Source organism: Streptomyces luteolus (assembly GCF_029968015.1).
Classification (GTDB): Bacteria; Actinomycetota; Actinomycetes; order Streptomycetales; family Streptomycetaceae; genus Streptomyces; species Streptomyces luteolus.
In genome coordinates this window covers 252,304-271,984 of sequence record NZ_JASCIS010000003.1, presented here as the reverse complement: position 1 = coordinate 271,984, position 19,681 = coordinate 252,304, and the positions used below count along the sequence as shown (strand labels likewise).

The 19,681-nt window shown below is 71.9% G+C and carries 12 protein-coding genes and 2 pseudogenes; 6 read left to right on the top strand and 8 right to left on the bottom strand.

All coding sequences use genetic code 11. From position 1 onward, the window contains the following. Positions 1–5: 5 nt before the first annotated feature. Positions 6–713: a GTP-binding protein gene (locus QIT00_RS04445; RefSeq protein WP_282533727.1), complete on the bottom strand. Its 708-nt coding sequence runs from the start codon at positions 711–713 to the stop codon at positions 6–8. Positions 714–791: 78 nt separating this feature from the next. After that, positions 792–1,599: pseudogene (locus tag QIT00_RS04440) on the bottom strand (alpha/beta fold hydrolase). A 74-nt stretch (positions 1,600–1,673) separates the two neighbouring features. Here QIT00_RS04440 and QIT00_RS04435 point away from each other — a divergent pair. From QIT00_RS04435 to QIT00_RS04425, 3 genes and pseudogenes are all read left to right on the top strand, one after another. Beyond that, a pseudogene (locus QIT00_RS04435) lies at positions 1,674–2,553 on the top strand (acyl-CoA dehydrogenase family protein). Between the two features lie 61 nt (positions 2,554–2,614). After that, a complete protein-coding gene (locus tag QIT00_RS04430) occupies positions 2,615–3,697 on the top strand; it encodes an NAD(P)H-dependent amine dehydrogenase family protein (RefSeq protein WP_282533726.1) in 1,083 nt (360 codons plus the stop codon). Positions 3,698–3,722: 25 nt separating this feature from the next. Next, entirely contained in the window at positions 3,723–4,202 is a 480-nt protein-coding gene (locus tag QIT00_RS04425; protein ID WP_282533725.1) for a carboxymuconolactone decarboxylase family protein, read from the top strand. Between the two features lie 67 nt (positions 4,203–4,269). Here the strand turns inward: QIT00_RS04425 and QIT00_RS04420 are convergent, their stop codons facing one another. The 4 genes from QIT00_RS04420 to QIT00_RS04405 all read right to left on the bottom strand — a co-directional run bounded on the left by QIT00_RS04420 (position 4,270) and on the right by QIT00_RS04405 (position 12,704). Continuing rightward, positions 4,270–5,955, bottom strand: coding sequence for a GMC oxidoreductase (locus QIT00_RS04420; RefSeq protein WP_282533724.1), 1,686 nt, complete (start codon positions 5,953–5,955; stop codon positions 4,270–4,272). 119 nt (positions 5,956–6,074) lie between these two features. Then, on the bottom strand, positions 6,075–9,053 hold the full coding sequence (locus QIT00_RS04415; RefSeq protein ID WP_282533723.1) for a SpoIIE family protein phosphatase: 2,979 nt from the start codon (positions 9,051–9,053) through the stop codon (positions 6,075–6,077). Positions 9,054–9,233: 180 nt separating this feature from the next. Next, positions 9,234–10,298, bottom strand: coding sequence for a class I SAM-dependent methyltransferase (locus QIT00_RS04410; protein WP_282533722.1), 1,065 nt, complete (start codon positions 10,296–10,298; stop codon positions 9,234–9,236). A gap of 186 nt (positions 10,299–10,484) precedes the next feature. Next, a complete protein-coding gene (locus QIT00_RS04405) occupies positions 10,485–12,704 on the bottom strand; it encodes a family 20 glycosylhydrolase (RefSeq protein WP_282533721.1) in 2,220 nt (739 codons plus the stop codon). Positions 12,705–13,111: 407 nt separating this feature from the next. On the opposite strand from QIT00_RS04405, the gene QIT00_RS04400 reads away from it, so the two are divergent. Further along, positions 13,112–13,261 carry a hypothetical protein gene (locus tag QIT00_RS04400; RefSeq protein ID WP_282533720.1) on the top strand — a complete coding sequence of 50 codons (150 nt, stop codon included), beginning with the start codon at positions 13,112–13,114 and terminating at the stop codon, positions 13,259–13,261. Positions 13,262–13,270: 9 nt separating this feature from the next. On the opposite strand, the gene QIT00_RS04395 is transcribed toward QIT00_RS04400, so the two are convergent. Continuing rightward, positions 13,271–14,845 (bottom strand): long-chain-fatty-acid--CoA ligase, encoded by a 1,575-nt coding sequence (locus QIT00_RS04395; RefSeq protein ID WP_282533719.1) that lies wholly within the window; start codon positions 14,843–14,845, stop codon positions 13,271–13,273. Between the two features lie 215 nt (positions 14,846–15,060). Between QIT00_RS04395 and QIT00_RS04390 the strand changes: the two genes are divergently transcribed. Further along, entirely contained in the window at positions 15,061–16,245 is a 1,185-nt protein-coding gene (locus tag QIT00_RS04390; protein WP_282533718.1) for a TetR/AcrR family transcriptional regulator, read from the top strand. A gap of 67 nt (positions 16,246–16,312) precedes the next feature. Here QIT00_RS04390 and QIT00_RS04385 read toward each other — a convergent pair whose 3' ends face one another. Beyond that, complete coding sequence (locus tag QIT00_RS04385) at positions 16,313–17,521, bottom strand: oxygenase MpaB family protein (RefSeq protein WP_282533717.1); 1,209 nt, start codon at positions 17,519–17,521, stop codon at positions 16,313–16,315. Positions 17,522–17,714: 193 nt separating this feature from the next. On the opposite strand from QIT00_RS04385, the gene QIT00_RS04380 reads away from it, so the two are divergent. Then, the gene (locus QIT00_RS04380; RefSeq protein ID WP_282533716.1) at positions 17,715–19,358 is read left to right on the top strand and encodes a succinic semialdehyde dehydrogenase; all 1,644 of its coding nucleotides are present in this window, start codon (positions 17,715–17,717) and stop codon (positions 19,356–19,358) included. The last annotated feature ends 323 nt before the right edge of the window (positions 19,359–19,681 follow it).

Genomic DNA, 19,681 nt, shown 5'->3' with positions numbered 1-19,681 from the left:
GGGTGTCAGCCGAAGTGACCGTCAAGGGCCTCCGCCAGACGCACGACATCGCGGCGGCCCTTGCGGGACCTGCCCTGACGCATGGCCTCCAGGGCCGAGCCGTGCACCACGGGGCAGTGGTCGCCGCGGTACCCCATCTCGTCGAGCAGCTCGCGAACCTCCAGTTCGACGATGGTCTCGATATCCACGTCGTCGACCAGGTCACGCATTCCGAGGAACACGGCGATCCGCGCCACACCCGCCGCCCGCGCCGCCGCCAGGTACTCACGGGTCTCGGGCAGCGGACCGTCCTGCGCGGAGACGACAAGGAGCGATCCGCTCAACTGCCCGGCACCGACGGCGAGTCGGGACCGGAAGTCGTCGGGGTCGAGGCAGTCGTACAGCTGGTACGGGCCGCGTGCGGTGACGAACTGCCCCAGCGGCTGCGGCGGTTGGCGGTACTCCCGCGGCAGCACCTCGCTCAACGCCCGGACCAGGGTGCTCTTGCCGTGCCCCTGGGAGCCGATGACCGCCGCCCGCCTCTGCGGCCCTGTACCGCCCTTGCGGCGCCCACCCCACATGTCATCCCCTTCGACTGCCGCCAACTGCCGGGTCAGGCTACGGGCCCACCCGGCGGGGGCGGGCGGTGGGGGCAGGTCGTACCGGTGCCGTTGGTGACGCCGGCCGGGCAGTTCGGTCGAGGCGAGGTTCAACTCCGCTGCTGCGGGCGCCACTTGGCCGGTCGGACGCGAAGCTTGCCCGGATGCGGTGCGCGTTCGCGGTGAGCGCGCTGAACCGTCAGGAGAAGGTGCCTACACCTCACCGCCGAGGAAGGCCGAAACCAGCGGGCTCGCCTCGGCGCGGCATTCCTCGAAGTACGCGTGCCGGGCGCCCGGGAAGAGGTGGGTGCGTGCGTCCGGGATGCGCTCGGCGAGCAGCGGAACGTTGTCGGCGGGGGTGAGCCGGTCCTCGTCGCCGTGCAGGATCAGCGTCGGGGCTGCGATGGCGGGCAGCGCGTCCCACGCGTCGTGCCCGTTGCCGGCGAGCAGATGGCCACGGCGCGCGTGCGGCGGCATGGCCGGGTCGCCGAGGGTGCCGTAGGGGCCGCGATGGGCGGTGCGCCAGGCGGGCGAGTACATCAGGTCGATCAGCGTCTCCCGTACGGCTTCCTGGTCCGGGCGGGCCAGCGCGCGCCGCACCGAGGTGTCCCGCTCCACGGCGCGCGGGCCGCCGGGCGAGGTGCAACCGAGGACGAGCCGACGCACCCGGTGCGGATGGTCGGCGGCGAGCCACTGGGCGACCCGGCTGCCCATGGACGTGCCCGTACACATCGGCGCGCTCGATCCCGAGGGCGTCAAGCACGGCTGTCGCATCGGCGGCGAACTCCCTGGTGGAGTAGCCGACTTGGGGCTTGTCGCTGGCCCCGGTGCCCCGGGCGTCCAGGGTGATCGTGCGGTGCGTGGCGTGGAAGTCGGCGCGCACGGCGTCCCACCAGCGGTGGTGGTTCGCCTGCCCGGCGAGCAGGAGGAGCGGCTGCCCCTGGCCCTGTGTCTGGTACGCGATCACCGTGCCGTCCTGGGCGTGGGCGAAGCCGGTGTGCCGCTCAGGCGTGTCCGTCATGGGTCATCCCTCCCGTGCCGGTACGGACGGCGAACGAACAGCGGCACGCTCAACTCCTGTTCCATTCCTGCTCCATGAGTGGACATGATGCCAGTCAGTACAGAACCCTGGGAGCACCCCACCATGGGGACAGGGACGTCAAACCCGTCGTCCAGGAGCTGGACCACGGCGACACCTGTCCCGAGGACCTCATCGAGCAGATGAAGCAGCTCGGCGTCTTCGGCCTCGCCGTCCCCGAGGCGGCTACCTCCCGCGCATGGCAACCGGTGAGGTCCGCGCGACGATGGCCCTGACCGAGCCCGGCGGCGGCTCCGACCTCCAGGCGATGCGCACCGTCGCCCGCAAGGACGCCGAGGGGTACGTGATCAGCGGAGCCAAGTCGTGGATCACCAACTCCCGCCGCTCGCAGCTGATCGCGCTGCTCTGCAAGACCGACCCGGAGGCAAGCCCCGCCCACCGGGGCATCTCCGTCCTCCTCGTCGAACACGGCCCGGGCCTGACCGTCTCCCGGGTTGGAGACCGGCCGTCTCCAGGTCGCCGCCCGCGCGCTCGGCGTCGGCCGCGCCGCCCTGGAGGACTCCCTCGCCTACGCGCGGGAGCGCGAATCCTTCGGCAAGCCGATCTGAGCACCAGTCGGTCGGCAACTACCTGGCGGACATGGCGACTTCACTGACCGCAGCCCGCCAGCTCCCCCTGTACGCGGCCCACGAGGCCGAGGCGGGCCGCCGCGTGGACATGGAGTCCGGCATGGCCAAGCTGTTCGCCTCCGAGACGGCCATGCAGATCGCCCTCAACGCCGTCCGGATCCATGGGGGTTACGGCTACTCCACCGAGTTCGACGTGGAGCGCTACTTCCGGGACGCGCCGCTGATGATCGTCGGCGAGGGTACGAACGAGATCCAACGGAACGTGATCGCCGAGCAGTTGGTCAGGCGGGCAGGGCTCGACGTCTGACGAGACGTCCCGCCTCCGCACGCCTCTGGGAACCTCGGCCTCGCGCCGCTACCCTCCGCGCATGATTGCGACGGTGGTGTGGGGAACCGGCAACGTCGGACGCGCCGCGATCCGGGCCGTGGCCGCGCATCCGGGGCTCGACCTCGCGGCGGTGCTCGTGCACGACCCGGGCAAGGCGGGGCGGGACGCCGGTGAACTCGGCGACGTGGGACGGCGGCTCGGGGTCGCCGCCACCACCGACGTGGACGCGGTGCTCGCGGCCCGGCCGCGTGCCGTGGTGTACGCGGCCTCCGGCGATCTGCGCCCGGACGAGGCGCTCGCCGACGTGGTGCGGGCGGTGCGCGCCGGGGCGGTCGTCGTGACCCCGGCCCTGTACCCGCTGTACGACTGGCGCGGGGCGCCGCCCGAGTTCCGGGACCCGGTGCTCGCGGCGGTCGCCGAGGGCGGCGGCTCGCTGTTCGCCTCCGGCGTGGACCCGGGCTGGGGCAACGACGTGCTCCCGCTGCTCGTGAGCGGGCTCGGCACGACCGTCGACGCGGTGCGCTGCCAGGAGGTCTTCGACTACTCGACGTACGACCAGGAGGAGTCGGTGCGGCACCTGGTCGGCATGGGGCACCCCATGGAGTACGCGCCGCTGATGCTGGCCCCCGGCGTACCGACGATGGTGTGGGGCGGGCAGCTGCGGCTGCTCGCGCGGGCGCTCGGCGTCCGACTCGACGAGATCCGCGAGACGTCGGAGCGCCGCCCGCTGGACGCGACGGTCACGACCCGCACCATGGGCGAGTTCGCTGCCGGCACGCAGGGCGCGGTGCGGTTCGAGGTGCAGGGGCTGGTCGGCGGTGAGCCGCTGCTCGTCATCGAGCACGTCACCCGTATCCACGCCGACTGCGCGCCGGACTGGCCCACCGTGCCGGGCGGCGGGGACGGCGCGCACCGCGTGATCCTGGAGGGCCGCCCCCGGATCGAGGTGACGGTGGAGGCGAGCGACGAGGGCGAGAACCGCTCGGCGGGCGGAAACGCCACGGCGGTGGGCCGGCTCGTGAACGCCGTGGACTGGCTGGTGGAGGCCGAGCCGGGACTGTACGACGCCCTGGACGTTCCGCTGCGTCCCGCAGCCGGCCGGATCGGAAGGAAGCAGCGATGATGATCGACATCCCCGAGGTGCAGCGATGAGGATCGACATCCCCGAGGGCAAGGAACCCATCTCCTACGTCTGGGGCGAGATGGTGCCCGGCATCGGCACCGCCGCCGCGGACTTCTCGCTCGCGGTGTACGCCCACACCACGCTCGGGCTGCGCGAGTTCGAGGCCGCGCGGCTGCGGGTGGCGCAGGTGAACGGCTGCCTGTTCTGCCTCGACTGGCGCACGGACCGGAACGGCGAGAAGGTCGAGGAGGGCTTCCTCGACGCGGTCACGCAGTGGCGCACCACGGACGCCTTCGACGCCCGCACCCGGCTCGCGGCCGAGTACGCGGAGCGGTACGCGCTCGATCACCACGGCCTGGACGAGGAGTTCTGGTCCCGGATGACGGCGCACTACAGCCAGGCGGAGATCGTGGAGTTGAGCATGTGCGTCGGCTCGTGGCTGGCGTTCGGGCGGCTCAACCACGTACTCGGCATCGACGCGGTGTGCGTACTGCCGGGCCACTGAAGAGAGTTGGCGCCCGGCAGCACAAGCACGAAAGAGGACGGCCGGATCACGAAAGAGGACGGCCGGATCAGGTGCGCAGATCCGCCGCGATGATCCGCTCGATGTTGCGCTCGGCGAGCGCCGTGATCGTGACGAACGGGTTGACGGTGGCGCAGCCGGGGATCAGCGCCCCGTCGATGACGTACAGGCCCGAATGCCCGTGCAGACGGCCGTAGTGGTCGGTGGCCTTGTCGAGGACGGCGCCGCCGAGGGGGTGGTACGTGAGGTGGTCGCCCCAGATCTTGTTCGCGCCGAACAGATCGGTGCGGTAGATCGTGCCCTCCTTGGCGTTGATCTTGTCGAAGATCGTCTTCGCGGCGTCGATGGAGGTCTGCTTCCAGGACCGCTGCCAGTCGAGGTCCACGCGGTTCGCGGCGGCGTTCCAGGAGAAGTCGGCGCGGTGCGGGGTGCGGGTGATGGAGAGATAGAACGAGGCGTACGTCTCGATGCCCGTGGGCAGCGGCGCGACCTCGGCGAACGCGCCGCCCGCCGACCAGTTGTCGATGCCCGCCGTGGGCATGGCCGACTGGAGTTTCCCGGTCGCGTCCCACATGTGGTTGGCGCGGCCGCACATGACGTTGCCGTTGTCGCCCCAGCCCCTGCCGATCTCGGAGTTGAGCCGGGGCAGCGCCCCGGTGGCCCTGAGGCGGGTGAGGAGTTTGCTGGTGCCGACGCTGCCCGCGGCGAAGAACACCCGGGCCGCGGTGACGGTCTTGGTCGCGGCGACCGTGCCGGTGGTGGTGAGCCGGTCGAGGGTGACGGTGTAGCCGCCGCCGTCTGCGGGGCGGACGTCGGTGACCCGGTGCAGCGGTGAGACGGTGACACGTCCGGTGGCCTGGGCGCGGGCGAGGTAGGTCTTGCGCAGGGTCTTCTTGCCGTGGTTGTTGCCGTACAGCACCTCACCGGCGAGCGCGGACTTCGGCACGGCGCCGGTGGCCTCCTGTTTCATGTACGCCCAGTCGTAGACGTTGGGTACGAACACGAAGGGGAAACCGGAGCGCTGTGCGTGCTTGCGGCCCACGCGCGCGTACTGGTAGCAGGCGGTGGACTCCCACCAGTCGGGGTCGACCTCGGCGACGCCCAACCCGGCGTTGGCGCGCGGGTAGTAGACGCCGTACATCTCGTCCGCGTCCACGGTCGGCAGCACGGACGGGAAGTTCTCGCGGCGCGGCGTGACGGCCATGCCGCCGTTGACGAGGGAGCCGCCGCCGACGCCTCGGCCCTGGTAGACAGTGATCCCGGCGAAGTCCTCGGCGTCCAGGATGCCGGTGTGCAGGGGGACGTCCTTGTCGAGCGGGAAGCCGAGGAAGCTGCTCAGCGGCTGCTTGGTGCGGGTGCGCAGCCAGAACGAGCGGTAGTCGGGCTTGGTGGTGTTGGCGAAGACGTTGCCGTCGGGGCCCGGAGTGTCCCAGGACTGGCCCATCTCGGCCATGTGCACGTCGATCCCGGCCTCGGCGAGCCGCAGCGCGGCGACGGAACCGCCGTATCCGGTACCGACGACGAGCACCGGCACGGCGGCGCCGTCGGCGAGGCCACGGGATGCGGCGGGCCGGGGTTCGGCGGCGAGGGCCCGGCCGCCCAGCGGGCCGCCGAGCACGGCGCCGGTGCCTAAGGCCGCGGCGCCCAGAAGAGAACCTGTTCCTGTGAGGAATCTTCGTCGGGAGACTTCAGGGTCGTCCTGATGTGCCTGTGCGGGCAGGGTAGTCGCAGTCATGTGAGGTGCCTCACTTTCGCAGGGGTTGAAACGAGTTCTTACTGCTGCCCGCTGGACAAGTCACGGCACGTGAATGCGTAACTTTCCGTGATTCAGGGCGAGTTAGCGCATCATGGGCATCATGCCCGTCTTTGATCATGTCCGCGGCGCGTGCGGTCGCGTTCCGCACCGAAGCCGTGAACGGGCGAACGTGTGTGCATGATCTGGGCGTGGGGCCTCGGTGCACGGCCTGGACGTGGGGCCTCGGCGCACGGCCTGGGCGTCGGACCCCGGTGCACGGCCCGGGTGCAGGCCTCGGTGCAGGGCTCTTGGGGCGGGCGCGTGGAGTCCGCGCCTCCGTTCAGAACTCCTCGTCCCCCCACTGGGCCAGCAGGTCCTCCGGGGGACGTGCCCTCGGGCCCCGCTCCCTCGCCGTGGACCGGCTGTTCGGTCCAGATGATCTTGCCGCGGGCGGTGTAGCGGGTGCCCCAGCGCGCCGCGAACTGGGCGACCAGGAACAGACCGCGCCCGCCCTCGTCCGTGGTGGCCGCGCGGCGCAGGTGCGGGGAGGTGCTGGAGCCGTCGGAGACCTCGCAGATCAGGCTGTTGCGGTCGTGCAGGAGGCGCAGCCGGACCGGAGGGATGCCGTAGCGGATGGCGTTGGTGACCAGTTCGCTGACCACCAGCTCCGTGGTGAAGGCGGCCTCCGTCAGACCCCAGCTCTCCAGCCGCCGCGCGACCTCGGAGCGGACGCGGCTCACCTCGGCGGGGTCACTGCGCACCTCCCACTCGGCGATCTGCGACGGATCGAGGATGCGGGCGCGGGCGACGAGCAGGGCGATGTCGTCGTCGGGGTGCTGCGGCAGGAGTGCGTCGAGGACCGCCGTGCAGGTCTCCTCGGGACTCCGGTCCGTACCGGTCAACGTGGTCCGCAGTAGCTCCAGACCGGTGTCGAAGTCCCGGTCGCGGTTCTCGACGAGGCCGTCGGTGTAGAGGACGAGCCGGGCGCCGGCGGTCAGGCGGAGGTGGGAGGCCTCGCAGGGCAGGCCGCCGCCGAGGCCGAGCGGAGGAGAGACCGGGACGTCGGGGAACGTGACCGTTCCGGCCGCGTCCACAAGGGCGGGGCCCGGATGCCCGGCGCGCGCCATCGAGCAGGCCCCGGTGACCGGGTCGTAGATCGTGTACAGGCAGGTGGCGCCGGTGATGCCCGGGCTGTCTCCGTTCTCGGTGCCCTCCTCCTGGTCGATCCGGGTGACGAGTTCGTCCAGGTGGTTGAGGAGCTCTTCGGGCGGCAGGTCGAGGGCGGAGAAGTTGTGCACCGCCGTGCGGAGTCGGCCCATGGTGGCGGCCGCGTGCAGTCCGTGCCCGACGACGTCTCCGACGACCAGGGCCACCCGGGCCCCCGGCAGCGGGATCACATCGAACCAGTCGCCGCCCACGCCCGCCTGGGCGGGCAGATAGCGATGGGCCACCTCGACCGCCGACTGCTCGGGCAGCGAGCGCGGCAGCAGACTGCGCTGCAGGGCGACCGCCGTCGCGTGCTCATGGGTGTAGCGGCGGGCGTTGTCGACGGCCACCGCGGCCCGCGCCGCCAGCTCCTCCGCGAACGACACGTCCTCCTCCTCGAAGGGCTCCTGCTCGGAGCGCCAGAAGTTGGCCAGGCCGAGGAGTACGCCACGCGCGAGGAGCGGCGCGGAGATCAGCGAGTGCACTCCGGAGTCCAGGATCTGCCGGGCCCGCGCGGGGTTCTGGTCCCGCCAGCGGTCGGACGCGGCGAGATCGGCTACGAGTACGGGGTGCCCCTCCGCCATGCCCACGGCCATCGGGGTAGTGGGAAGCCACGGAATCCGCTCGCCCACCGGGAGGAACGGCGGAGCGTCGCGCAGGCCCCGGATCGCGACGCGGCGCATCACGGTGCTGGTGCCGTTCGGGTCCTCGCCGCGCAGCACCGGATCGCGGAGTTCGACGGTGACGAAGTCGGCGAACCGGGGTGTGGCCACGGCGGCGAGTTCCTCGGCGGTACGCGTCACGTCGAGGGTGGTGCCGAGCCGTACGCCCGCGTCGTAGAGCAGCCGCAGCCGCCCGCGGGCCACCTCGGCGCGGCCGGCCAGGGAGCGCAGCTCCGTGGTGTCCCGCAGGGTGGCCACGCTGCCGGCCGGGCCCCCGCTCTGGCCGACCGGACGCAGGTTGACCGCGAGCAGCCGCTCTCCGGCCAGGTGCACCTCGTCGGTGGCGGCCCGCCCGGAGGCGAGCAGTGCGGCCGCGCCCGCGTCCAGGCCGAGGTCGGCGACCGGGCGCTGCTCCGCGTCCGGCGGCAGGTCGAGCAGCCGGCGCGCCTCGTCGTTGGCGAGGAGCAGCCGACCGTCGCCGCCGATGATCAGGACGCCCTCGCGCACCGAGTGCAGAACGGCGTCGTGGTGCTCGTACATCCGGGTCATCTCGGCCGGGCCGAGGTCGTGGGTCTGCCGTCGCAGCCGTTGGCTGACGAGGACGGCCCCGCCCGCGGCCACGGCCAGGGCACCCGCGGCACCGGCCGCCAGGAGCGGGATCTGGGCACCGACCACATCCTCCACTCGTTCGACGGTGATGCCCGCCGACACCACGCCCGCCAGGGAACCGTCGGGCTGTGTGATGGGCGCGGCGGAGATCACGGTGAGGCCCGTGCTCGCCACGAAGGTGTCGGTGAACGTGCGGCCTTCGCGGGCGGCGGCGAGCGTCTCCTCGTACGGGCCGATCACGCGTTCGCCGATCAGGTCCGGGTCGGGGTGGGTGTATCGGATACCTGCCGGGTTCCACACCACGACGGCGTCGGTGCCCGATCGCTTCCTGGTCTCCTCGGCGCTCGGCTGCAGTGCGGCGGTGGGGTCGGGGGAGGCGAGCGCGGCGAGCACGCCGGGGGAGTTCGCGAACGTCTCGGCGACGGCGAGGGTCCGGTGGCGCGCCTCTTCGGTGGTGTCCCGGCGGGCCTGCAGCAGCAGGGCCGCGACCGCGGCGGCGACAAGCAGCAGCACGATCCCGAGCTGCAACAGGAACACCTGACCGGCGACGGTGCGCACATTCAGCAGGGACCGCAGACGCCGCCCCGGCGAGGAGCGGCGGAATCGTCCGCGAGCATCCATGTCTCCAGTGTTGCCGAAAGCCATGGGCGGTGATGCCGTCGCACCGGCCGCCCCACCCGTCGCACCGGCCGCCCCACCAGCCGCACCGGCCGCCCCACCCGCCGCACCGGCCGCCCCACCAGCCGCACCCGCCGCCCCACCCGCCGCACCGTGACGCCGGGCGGCGGCCCGCCGGCCGCCCTACTTCCGCGCCACGAAGTACACATTCAGGACGTCCCCCTCGACGTGCCGCTCCACGACGTCGGAGAAGCCCGCCTCGGCGAGCATCCGGCGGGCGGTCTGCCTGCCCCACACCGTGCCGAGGCCCGCACCGCCCTCGCCGAGCGAGACCGTCATGCAGTAGAAGACGGAGAACGTGTAGAGCGTGGGGCCGAGGACATGGCCGACGTTCTCCTCCAGCCTGCTGGAGGCGTCGATGTCGCCCATCAGGAACGTGCCGTCGTCCCGCAGCGCCCCCGAGACGGCGCTCAGGGTCTCGGCCGGGCGTGCCAGGTCGTGGATCACGTCGAAGGCGGTGATCAGGTCGTACGTCCCGGACATCTCGGCCGTGTCGCCGACGTCGAACCGGACGTTGTGCAGCTCCATCCGCTCGGCCTCGGCCCGCGCCGCCGCGATGCCCGTCTCCGACATGTCCAGGCCGTGGAACCGGCTCTGCGGGAAGGCCCGCGCCAGGAGGTTGACCGCGTGGCCCTGCCCGGTGCCGATGTCCAGGCAGCCGATCCCCGCCCGCAGCCGCTCGGGGAGGCCCGGGACCAGCGGGACGATCGCGTCGACGAGGGCCGCGTCGTACACCCGCGCCGTCTCCTCCGCCTGGAGCTCCTGGAAGCGCGGATACGACGTGTACGGGACGCCGCCGCCCTTCTGGAACGCTTCGAGCACCTCGTCCTCGACGATCCCGATCAGGGCGAGGTCCTGCAGGAAGGACGCCATGTTGTCGGGGCCCGCGCCCCGGGTGAGGGAGGCCGCGTGCTCGGGCGGCAGCCGGTACGTGCCGTCCCCGGGGGCGTACTCGACGATCCCGCCGACCGTCATCCCGCCGAGCCATTCGCGTACGTACCGCTCGTCGAGGCCGGTGGCGGTGGCGATCTCGGCGCTGGTGGAGGGCGGGAGCTCCGCCATCGTGTCGAAGAGCCGGGTCCGGTGGCCCAGGCTGCACAGATAGCCCAGACAGGAGTCGTTCAGGACCTGCACCATCCGGCCGGCGAACTCCTCCTGCCTGGTGAGGTCCAGCGCGTCCGTGGTCATGGCCTTCTCCTTCCCGCCGCAGGTCGGAGAGGGATCAGGGACGCCGAGCCGCAGACCGGCCAGGGGTGTCGTGGTGCACTCCATGCTACGCCGGACGCGGGTCCGCCTCCTGCCCGCGCCCGGCGGTAACTGGGCCGTCTCCGCCGGTAGTTGCGTCGGCGGCCGGTCCTCACCTTCCGGCGGCCGTCACCTCCCGTAGCCCTCGAACCGGTCACCGACCTGACCGGGGCTCAGCGCCTCGTCCCAGGTCGTCAGCTCGTCCAGATCGCCGCGCAGGCTCACCTTCGGGGCACCGACCGAGCGCATCGGCAGCGGCACGGAGGCGTCGACGGAACCGACCCGCTCACCGTCCACGTACAGCGTGGTCCGCCCTGGCTCGGCCACCCACGTCAGGTGGACCCAGCGGTCGAACGGCAGTGTGTAGTCGAAGCTGTGGTCGGCGGTACCGGAGCCGGTGGCGCGGCTGAGGCCGACCTCGCCCGTGCCGGACTGCCGGAGCTTCAGCGCGCCCGACTCCGAGCTGAGCAGCACCTGTTCGCCCTCGGTCGAGGTCGGCCGGACCCAGACCGAGGCGGTCCACGGTTCGGTGACATCGAGGCCGCCGAAGCCCACGCCGTCCCGGTCGTGGTCGAAGCGGAAGGCCTCGCCGCGCACGCCGCCGCCCACCAGGGCCGGGTTGTTGATGATGTACGTGGTGCCCGGAAGGCCGCCCGCCGTGTCCTCGGCCATGATGGTGTTGCCCGGGCTGCCCGCGTACGTCCAGCCGCTTGGGTACGAGGCCTCGTCGAACGTCCAGTGATGGCTGGGTCGTCCGTCGTCCACCCGCTGCTTCGCCGGGCGCTGCCGGACGCCGGGCGGGTCGCCGATCGCGGCCACGCGGGCCCGGAAGCCGGCGAGCGAGTCCGGCGGCGGCGAACCGTTCCAGGAGCGGTCGGCCAGGACGGCGCGCGGCCCGGCGCTGTGCTGCTCGAAGTAGCCGTCCTCGGCCCAGAAGTTGTAGTCGGCCCAGTTCATCACGCCCGAACCCAGCATGTCCGGCGCGGAGTCGGGCTTCCAGGTGCCGTACATCCACGGCTGGTCCGGGTACAGGTTGTGGTAGTTGTTCGGCGTCACGTAGAAGGGGCCGATGGCGATCTCGTCGTGACCGGGGATGACCGGCTCGCTGCCCGTCCCCTCCCAGGTGAGGAAGACGACGGAGCCGTGGACCCGCTGCTGCGGCGCGGCCATGTGCTCGGAGCCGTTGTAGACGGCGGTCCGCTTGCCGTGCCGGGCCACCACGTCGTCCAGGGTGTTGATGTAGCGGTTGAGGAGGTCTCCGAGGGTGCTGACGTCGGGGTCCTCGGCGAGGAACTCCTTGACCCGCGGGCACTCGCCGAGCTGCCCCGGCACCTCCTCGGCGCCGATGGAGAACAGCGGCGCGTCGAACCAGCCCGCGAACTCGTCCACGATCTCCTTCGTCTTCTCGACCGCCTTCTCGCTGGTCATGTCGATGATCCAGTCCGCGGTGAGATGCGAGTGCGTGTGCTCGCCGGTGCAGGGGTTCGCCCCCGCGCCGAAGCCGATGCCGAAGGCCTCGCTGATGACGGTCGCGTGCCCGGGGACCTCGAGGCCCGGCATCAGCTGGACGTGGTGGCGCGCGGCGAGCGCCTTGAGGCGTTCGATGTCGGCCCGGCTGTAGCTGTGCTCGGGGTCGGCCAGGCCCGGGAACTTCGGGCTGTACAGGCGGAAGCCCTCCGACTCGGAGAGGTGCAGGAACAAGGTGTTGAGCTTCTGGTCCCCCATGCGCCGGATCAGGTTCTCCAGGTGGTCCAACTCCCAGTACTTGCGGCCCGCGTCGAGGTGGACCATCCGTACCCGCTGCGTCGGCCGGTCCAGGCTCCGCGCGCGGGGGACGGCGCGGTGGTCCTCGCCCGCGCGGAGGGTCTGCAGCAGGGTCCGGGTGCCGTAGTACAGGCCGTGCGTGCCGGCCGCGTCGATGCGGATCACGTCGGAACTGTCGAACCGGTAGCCCTCGGCGCCGAGTCGGGCGTCATCGGTCAGCCGGAGCCGGATGTCGCCCTTCCGGGGCCGCACCGGCCGGGTGGTCACGTCCGGTGCGAGACCGCTGACCTCCCGGATCTCGTCCCGCAGTTGCTCCGCGAGCTCCCGCGTGGTCTGCCGGGCGGGCCCCGGCAGCTCCTGCCGCCCGGCGGGCAGGGCCGTACGGGACCGGGACGCCGGATCGACGACGATACGGGACCTCTCGGTCAGGCCGACCGTTCCGCCCAGGTCCTCCCACTGCGCGGGTCTGGGGACGACGGGAGGGGACCCGGACGGCGGTGCGGCGCCGTGCGCGGCCGCCGGGACGAGGAAGAGGCCGGCGAGTATCCCGAGGATCGTGGCGAGTACGGGCAGGGCGCGACGCATGGCCGCCTCCGAATCGGTGGATGGCAGGACGAGAGAGCGCGAGCCGCAGACCGTCCGTCCCCGGTGATTCACCCCACCTCTACGCGCACACGACGGGCCGCAGCGGCCCGTTCGACGGCCTACGGGCCTGGAACGTAGAGAGACATCGGATGACTGTCAACCACTCGCGGCCCTCTTCGACACCAGGCCGAGGTCCCCCAAGTCCCTCTTCCGCCATACCTGTTACGTACCTTCCCGGTGGCGCTCCAGACCGAGCAGCATCACGTCACGCAGGTCCGCACCCGCACCCCCTGACCGCGCCTCGCCGACGTTGCTGTTCTACTGGCAGGACTAGGAGAGCCCCAAGGAGCCGACCCGACCCCTCCGCCCCCGGACCTCAGGCCCGCGCGTGGGTGATCGTGGCCGCGATGGAGGCGCTCACGGTCCGCTGGGTCCTCGAACAGCCCGCCATCCCGAGGGAGTTGCTGATCGAGGAGCTGGCCGCGCTGGGGACGGACGATGTCGGCGGTACGAGGGCGGCCCGACGGCGGGCGGCGTGGCCGCGCCCGCCGCACTGACGCCCCGGTTCACCCTCCGGAGCCCCCCTCCGCCCGGCCGGCGTCCCGCGCCCGCAGTGTCGGTTTGAGCACCTTTCCGGCCGCGTTGCGGGGGAGTTCGGGGAGTGGCACGAGGTCCTTGGGGCGTTTGAAGGAGGCGAGGCGGCCGTCGAGGAACGCCGTGAGGCCATCCAGCGACAGGTCCGCGTCCGGGGCCACGGTGACGTACGCGACCGGCACCTGGCCCCAGCGCTCGTCCGGCCTGCCGATCACCGCGACCTCGCGTACGGAAGGGTGTGCGGCGATGGCGTTCTCCACCTCGGCGCAGTAGATGTTCTCGCCGCCGCTGATGATCATGTCCTTCTTGCGGTCGACGACCCAGACGAAGCCCTCCTCGTCCCGCTTCACCAGGTCACCGGAGTGGAACCAGCCCCCGGCGAACGCCTCCGCGGTCTCCCGCGGCTTCATCCAGTAGCCCTGCATCAGGGTCGGCCCGCGGTAGACGATCTCGCCGACCTCGCCCACGGCCACGTCGTTCATGTCCCCGTCCACGACGCGGTGCTGGATGCTGGGGATCGGCCGGCCCACCGACCCGAGCTTGCGCAGCGAGTCCGCCCCGCGGAGCACGCACGTGATCGGCGAGGTCTCGGTCTGGCCGAACACCGCCACGTTGAGCGCGCCCGGGAACTTCTCGCCCATCGCGCGCAGCGTCGCGTCGCTCGCCGGGGCCGCGCCCCAGCTGATGATCCGCAGCCTCAGGTCGCGCTTGTCGATGTCGGGCTGCGCGCAGATCAGATCCCACTGCTGCGGAACGTTGAACACGACGGTGGCGCCCTCGCGTTCGTACGCGTCGAGCACCGCTCGCGGGTCGAAGGCGCCGAGCGGATGGATCACCACCGTGCCGCCCACCACGAAGTTCGCCACGATCGAGCCAAGGCCCGCGATGTGGAAGAAGGGCGCGGTCAGGAAGCCGACGTCGGAGTCGTCGAAGATCTCCATCGCGCGGATGCACGTGATCGCCTGCACCTGCATGTTGCGGTGGGACAGCATCACCCCCTTCGGCTGCCCGGTCGTGCCCGAGGTGTACATGATCAGCGCGGTCGACTCCTCGCTGATGTCGGGCAGTTCCATCGGCTCGTACGCGCCCAGGAACTCCTCGTACGCGATCTCGGGCCCGTCCGGATCCCCGATGACGACGACCGTGCCGATCGACGCCGCACCCGGCACCGACCGCAGCAGCGGCAGGAGGGAGGCGTCCACGACGATCGCCGAGGGCGTGCAGTCGCTGAGGATGTAGTCGAGCTCGACGGGGGCGAGCCGGAAGCTGAGCGGTACGGCCATCGCCCCCAGGCTGTTGGCCGCGAAGACGCTCTCCACGAACCACGGATGGTTCAGCGTCAGCAGCGCCACGCGGTCACCGGCGGCGACGCCCCGGTCGGCGAGTGCGGCGGCCAGGCGCAGCGACCGCCGCGACAGCTGCGCCCAGGTCGTCGTCTCCCCGAGATAGCGGAGCGCGGGCTTGTCGGGGCGCATCGTCGCGTGGGTGGCCGCCTGGGACATCCAGTGGTGCCGGAAGGACCAGGCGGGCGCCGTATCGGTCGACATGGGGGCTCCTCGGTGTCGTAACGATCGGTGGCGTGGACGCGTGACCGCCGCCGCATTGTGCCTGTCAACGCGGGCCGCGGAGAAGTGTCGTGACGTATTTTGTTAATGAGGAATCACGTAGGGCGCAGGGTGGCCGGTGCCTGCTCCTCGTGTGATTGACTGAGCGGCATGGCTCCGTCTCCGCATCCGTTCGTTCGTCCCCGGCGCCGCCGCGCATGACCACCGAGCCGATCTCCGCAACCCGCCCACGCCCACGCCCCCGCCCACGCAACCGCAGGCAGCTCATCGTCGAGGCGGCCGGCCGGCTGTTCAGCGAGCGCGGCTACCACGCGGCGTCCATGGAGGACATCGCCGCCCGCGTGGGCATCTCCGGCGCGGCCCTGTACCGGCACTTCCCGAACAAGTACGCGCTGTTCGCCGAGTGCGCGCACGCCATGGCGGACCGTCTCGTCGCCGCGCTCGACGAACTGCCGCCCGACGCCGACCCGGCGGACGTGTTCACGGCGCTCATCCGGGTCACCGTCGCCCATCGCGCCTCGGGGGGCGTGTACCGGTGGGAGGCCCGGTACCTCGACCGCGACGACCGCAGGCAGCTCCGGGCGAAGTTCGCGCGCGTCGTGGGCCGGGCCACCGAGGCGGTACGACGTGAAGTGCTGCTGCCCGACGAGCAGTTGCGGGCCGTGGCGGCGCTCGGGGCCGTCGGGTCCATCACCATGCATCGCACCTCCATCGCTCAACGCCGCCTGGAAGAGCTGCTGTTGGCGTGTGCCCTGCGCGTGGCCGGTACGGCGCCCGCGTCGTCGGCCGGGGCGAGCGGGCGGCCGGTCGAGCTGCCGGTCCTGCCCGTGCCGCGCTCGCGGCGTGCGGAGATCCTCGCGGCCGCCGTCCCGCTGTTCGCCCGGGACGGTTTCGCCAACGTCACGAACGGCCAGATCGCTCAGGCCGTGGGGCTCGCCCCGTCCGCGCTCTACCGCCACTACCCGGGCAAGGTCGACATCCTGGCGGCGGCCTGCATGCAGGCCGCCGGGCTGCTCTCCCAGGCGGTGGACCGCAACCTGCGGGACGTGGCCGATCCCCGGGACGCCGTAGCCGCGCTCGCGGCGACCTACGTGGCGTACAGCTTCGAGCACACCGCCCTCACCAGCGTCGCCGAGGCCGAGTTCGGCGGTCTGCCCGCCGATTTGCAGCGCCCCCTCGTGCAGGCGCAGCGTGAGCATATCGCCGTCTGGGAGCAGCAGTTGAGGTCGGCCCGTCCCGAGCTCGACCCGCGCCAGGCCCGGGTCCTGGTGCACGCCGGGTTCGGCGTGGTGGTCGAGGCCGGGCGCAGCCTGCGTTGGCGGGACAGCCCCGAACACCGCGCCGCCGCAACGGCGTTGGTCGTCGGCGCACTCGGGCTCTGAGCGGCGGGGCCGGGCCTCTGAGCGGCGGCGGCCCGGCCTCTGAGCAGCGGCGCCCCGGCCTCCGAGTTCAGGAGCTCGGCCTGTTCCCCGTAGGGATCACGATCGGTGTGGTCGTGCCCGAAGAGCCGTTGTTGAGGAACGCCATGGCCATGGCGCGGACGAACTGGTCGAAGACGTAGAAGGCGCCGGGCGCCACGGGTGTCAGGCCCTCGCGGAACAGGATGAAGGCGGGCCACGCCGTGCGGATCAGGGCCGCCGAGGCGTGGTCCCGCTTCAGGCCCAGCCAGTCGCCGATCTGGTCGCTGAGGACATAGCGCACGAACTCGTTGAGGAACCCGCGCGTGACGCCCAGGTCGACCTGGGAGGGCAACCCGAGCAGATCCTCAGCCAGTTGGATGCCCTCCGTCGTCGGAGCGAGGATCGGTGTGAGCACCTGAGCCGACTGCTCCTCCGCGTCGGCCCACGTCCTCGGGATGTACTCGTCCCGCACACCGAGCAGGTGCATGGCGACCTGCCAGCTGTGCAGAAAGGCCTCCTGGTCCTCGGCCGGGAACGGCACCTTCCAGTCGAGCAGCTTCCTGCGTACGTAGGTGCCCAGGCTGTGGAACGTGACCAATATGTCGGCGTTGCTGATCGGGATGTCCTGGTCCGAGACCGCCGTCCAGTGCGGGGACTGCGGCAGCAGGTGGCGTACGGCCGCGTGCACCAGGCGCGTCTTGTTGGCCGTGACCACGAACTGGCCGGACGGCTCGAAGCCGTTCAGCTGGGCCAGGTCGTAGCCGAACGTGAACGTCTTGGCCGCGCGGTCCTTCATGTCGGCGCCGCCCGCGGACCAGTAGACGCTCCTGGCCTCGCGCGGAATCACGGTGCTCATGATCCCACTGCCGAGGCCGTAGAGCATGAAGAGGTACGTGTCCTTGCGCCGGTTGAAGTCGGCGGCCCGCGCCAGCTTCGCCGGATCCGCCCACGAGGGCAGCCGGTTGACCTTCCTCAGGTACGCGGTGAGGTCGGCCGGCAGGCCGCTGGGCAGCGGGTCGTCGTTGTCGACCCACGACTCCATCGCCGCGTTCACCGCCGGAACCCGGCCGTTCTCGATGAGGGAGACGAGGAGTCGGTCCACCTCGTCGTCCCACACGTACTCCGGATCGGTGCCCGTACCGGCTCCGGCGACCGAGCCCTTCGGTGACCACGCCCATGCGGCGGCCGGGCTCGCCGCGCCCACGAGGCCGAGCGCGGCCCCGAGCGAGATGACCCTTCTACGGCTGAGATTGCCCATTCACTTGCTCGCTTTCCTGGTAGGTCGTGCGGCTCATCACGCCTTATCAGACTCGCTGTTGGTGCCGTCAGCACGGCTCATCGGTTGTTCCAGGATGTGATTTCGGATTAACATAGCGAGGCGCGTAGCCGTCGACAAGGGCAGCGCCACGGTGTTCCGGTTCGAGTCACTCCCGTACGACCGAGGAGCCCGCATGACCACGGAGCAGGACCACGGGCAGGACCACACCCCCGCACCGCCGAGCTCTCCGGCGACGCTCTCCCGACCCGCTTGGGTGACCGACGAGTCGATCGCGCGGTGGTGTGCGTGGGTGCACCGGGACGCGGGGCGTGGCGGGCAGCCCGAGGACGCCGAGCCCGTGACGCCCGTCGCGCCCTTCGACCTGGCGCCGACCGCGGCCGTTCCGGTGTGCCTCCCGGAGGACGTCGCAGCGGCGGCCGCCGACGCCCGGGCGGCCGGGCCCGCGTGGGCGCGCACCCCGCAGCGGCGGCGCGGAGAGGTCGTACTCGCCTTTCACGACCTGCTGTTGGAGCGCCAGGAGCAGGTGCTCGACCTCATCCAGTGGGAGACGGGCAAGGCGCGCTACCACGCCTGGCAGGAGGTGGCCCAGGTCGCGACCATCGCCCGGCACTACGCGCGGCGCGCCCGGCACTATCTCGCTCCCCGCTCCGTGCGCGGCATGGTGCCGGGCCTGACGAAGGTCCAGGAGGTACGGGTGCCGAAGGGGGTCGTGGGCGTCATCTCCCCCTGGAACTACCCGCTCTACCTCGGCGTCGGCGACGCACTGCCCGCGCTGCTCGCCGGGAACGCCGTGGTCTCCAAGGCGGACGCGCAGACCTCGCTGACCCTGCTGTGGGCCCGCGCCCTGATGGCGGAGGCCGGGCTTCCGGACGATCTGTGGCGGATCGTGACCGGCCCGGGGCCCGTGGTGGGGTCCGCCCTCGTCGACGCCGTCGACTTCGTCTGCTTCACCGGCTCGACCGCCACCGGACGCGCCGTCGCGGAGCGCGCCGCGCGGCGCCTCGTCGGGGCCTCGCTCGAACTCGGCGGCAAGAACCCGCTGATCGTACGAGAGGACGCCGACGTCGCCGCCGCGGCGGCCGGCACCGTCGTTGCGGCCTTCGCCAACACCGGGCAGATGTGCATCCACATCGAGCGTGTCTATGTGCACGAGCGGGTCTACGACACCTTCCGCGACGCGCTCGTCCGGGCGACGGGCGAGCTGCGCCTCGGGCGCTCCTACGACTTCGCGGCGGACATCGGGTCGCTCACGTCGTCGGCCCGACTCGCGGCGGTCGAACGGCATGTCACCGAGGCCGTGGCCAAGGGCGCGACCGTCCTCGCGGGCGGTCGGGCCCGCCCCGACATCGGCCCGCTCTTCTACGAGCCGACCGTCCTCGAAGGCGTCACGGACGAGATGGCCGTGTGCGGCGAGGAGACCTTCGGCCCGGTGCTCTCGCTCTACAGCTACGGCACGGACAGCGAGGCGGTGGACCTGGCCAACCGGGGGACGTACGGCCTCTCGGCGTCGATCTGGTCGAAGGACACCCGCGAAGCCGCCCGGATGGCGGGCCGGATCCGCGCCGGGTCGGTCAACATCAACGACGGCGCCGCCGCCGCGGCCGGCAGCGTCGAGGCCGGGATGGGCGGCATGGGCGACAGCGGACTCGGCCGACGCCACGGGGCCGAGGGGATCCGCAAGTACACCGAGAGCCAGACCGTCGCGCGACAACGGTTCCTGCCACTCGGACCCGAGCCGGGGGAGGGTGCCGTGGCGAAGTTCGTCCGCGGTACGAACGGCCGCCTTGCCCTGCTGCGCCGGCTGCGGATCCGATGAGCGGGACGGCTGCGGGCGGCGTACGCCAACGGTGGCACGCCCTGCGCGCGGCACCCGGCAGCCCCCTCGACACCGCCGAACTCGACGGCCCCTGGGCCGACTTGGAGAGATCCCGCGATGGTGTACGACGGCACGGCCGTTCCCGACGTCCCCGAGGGACCGCTGCATCGGCACCTGCCGCTCGACGAGCTGGTCGCGCCGTACAGCCCGCCGACTTCGACCGGGCGGTCGCGGACCAGCGGGAGAGCCGCGTTATGAGACCCCGTACTGCTGCCGCCCGGTCGACCGTGACCGCCCCATCAGCCCTGTCCGCCGCCCAGATC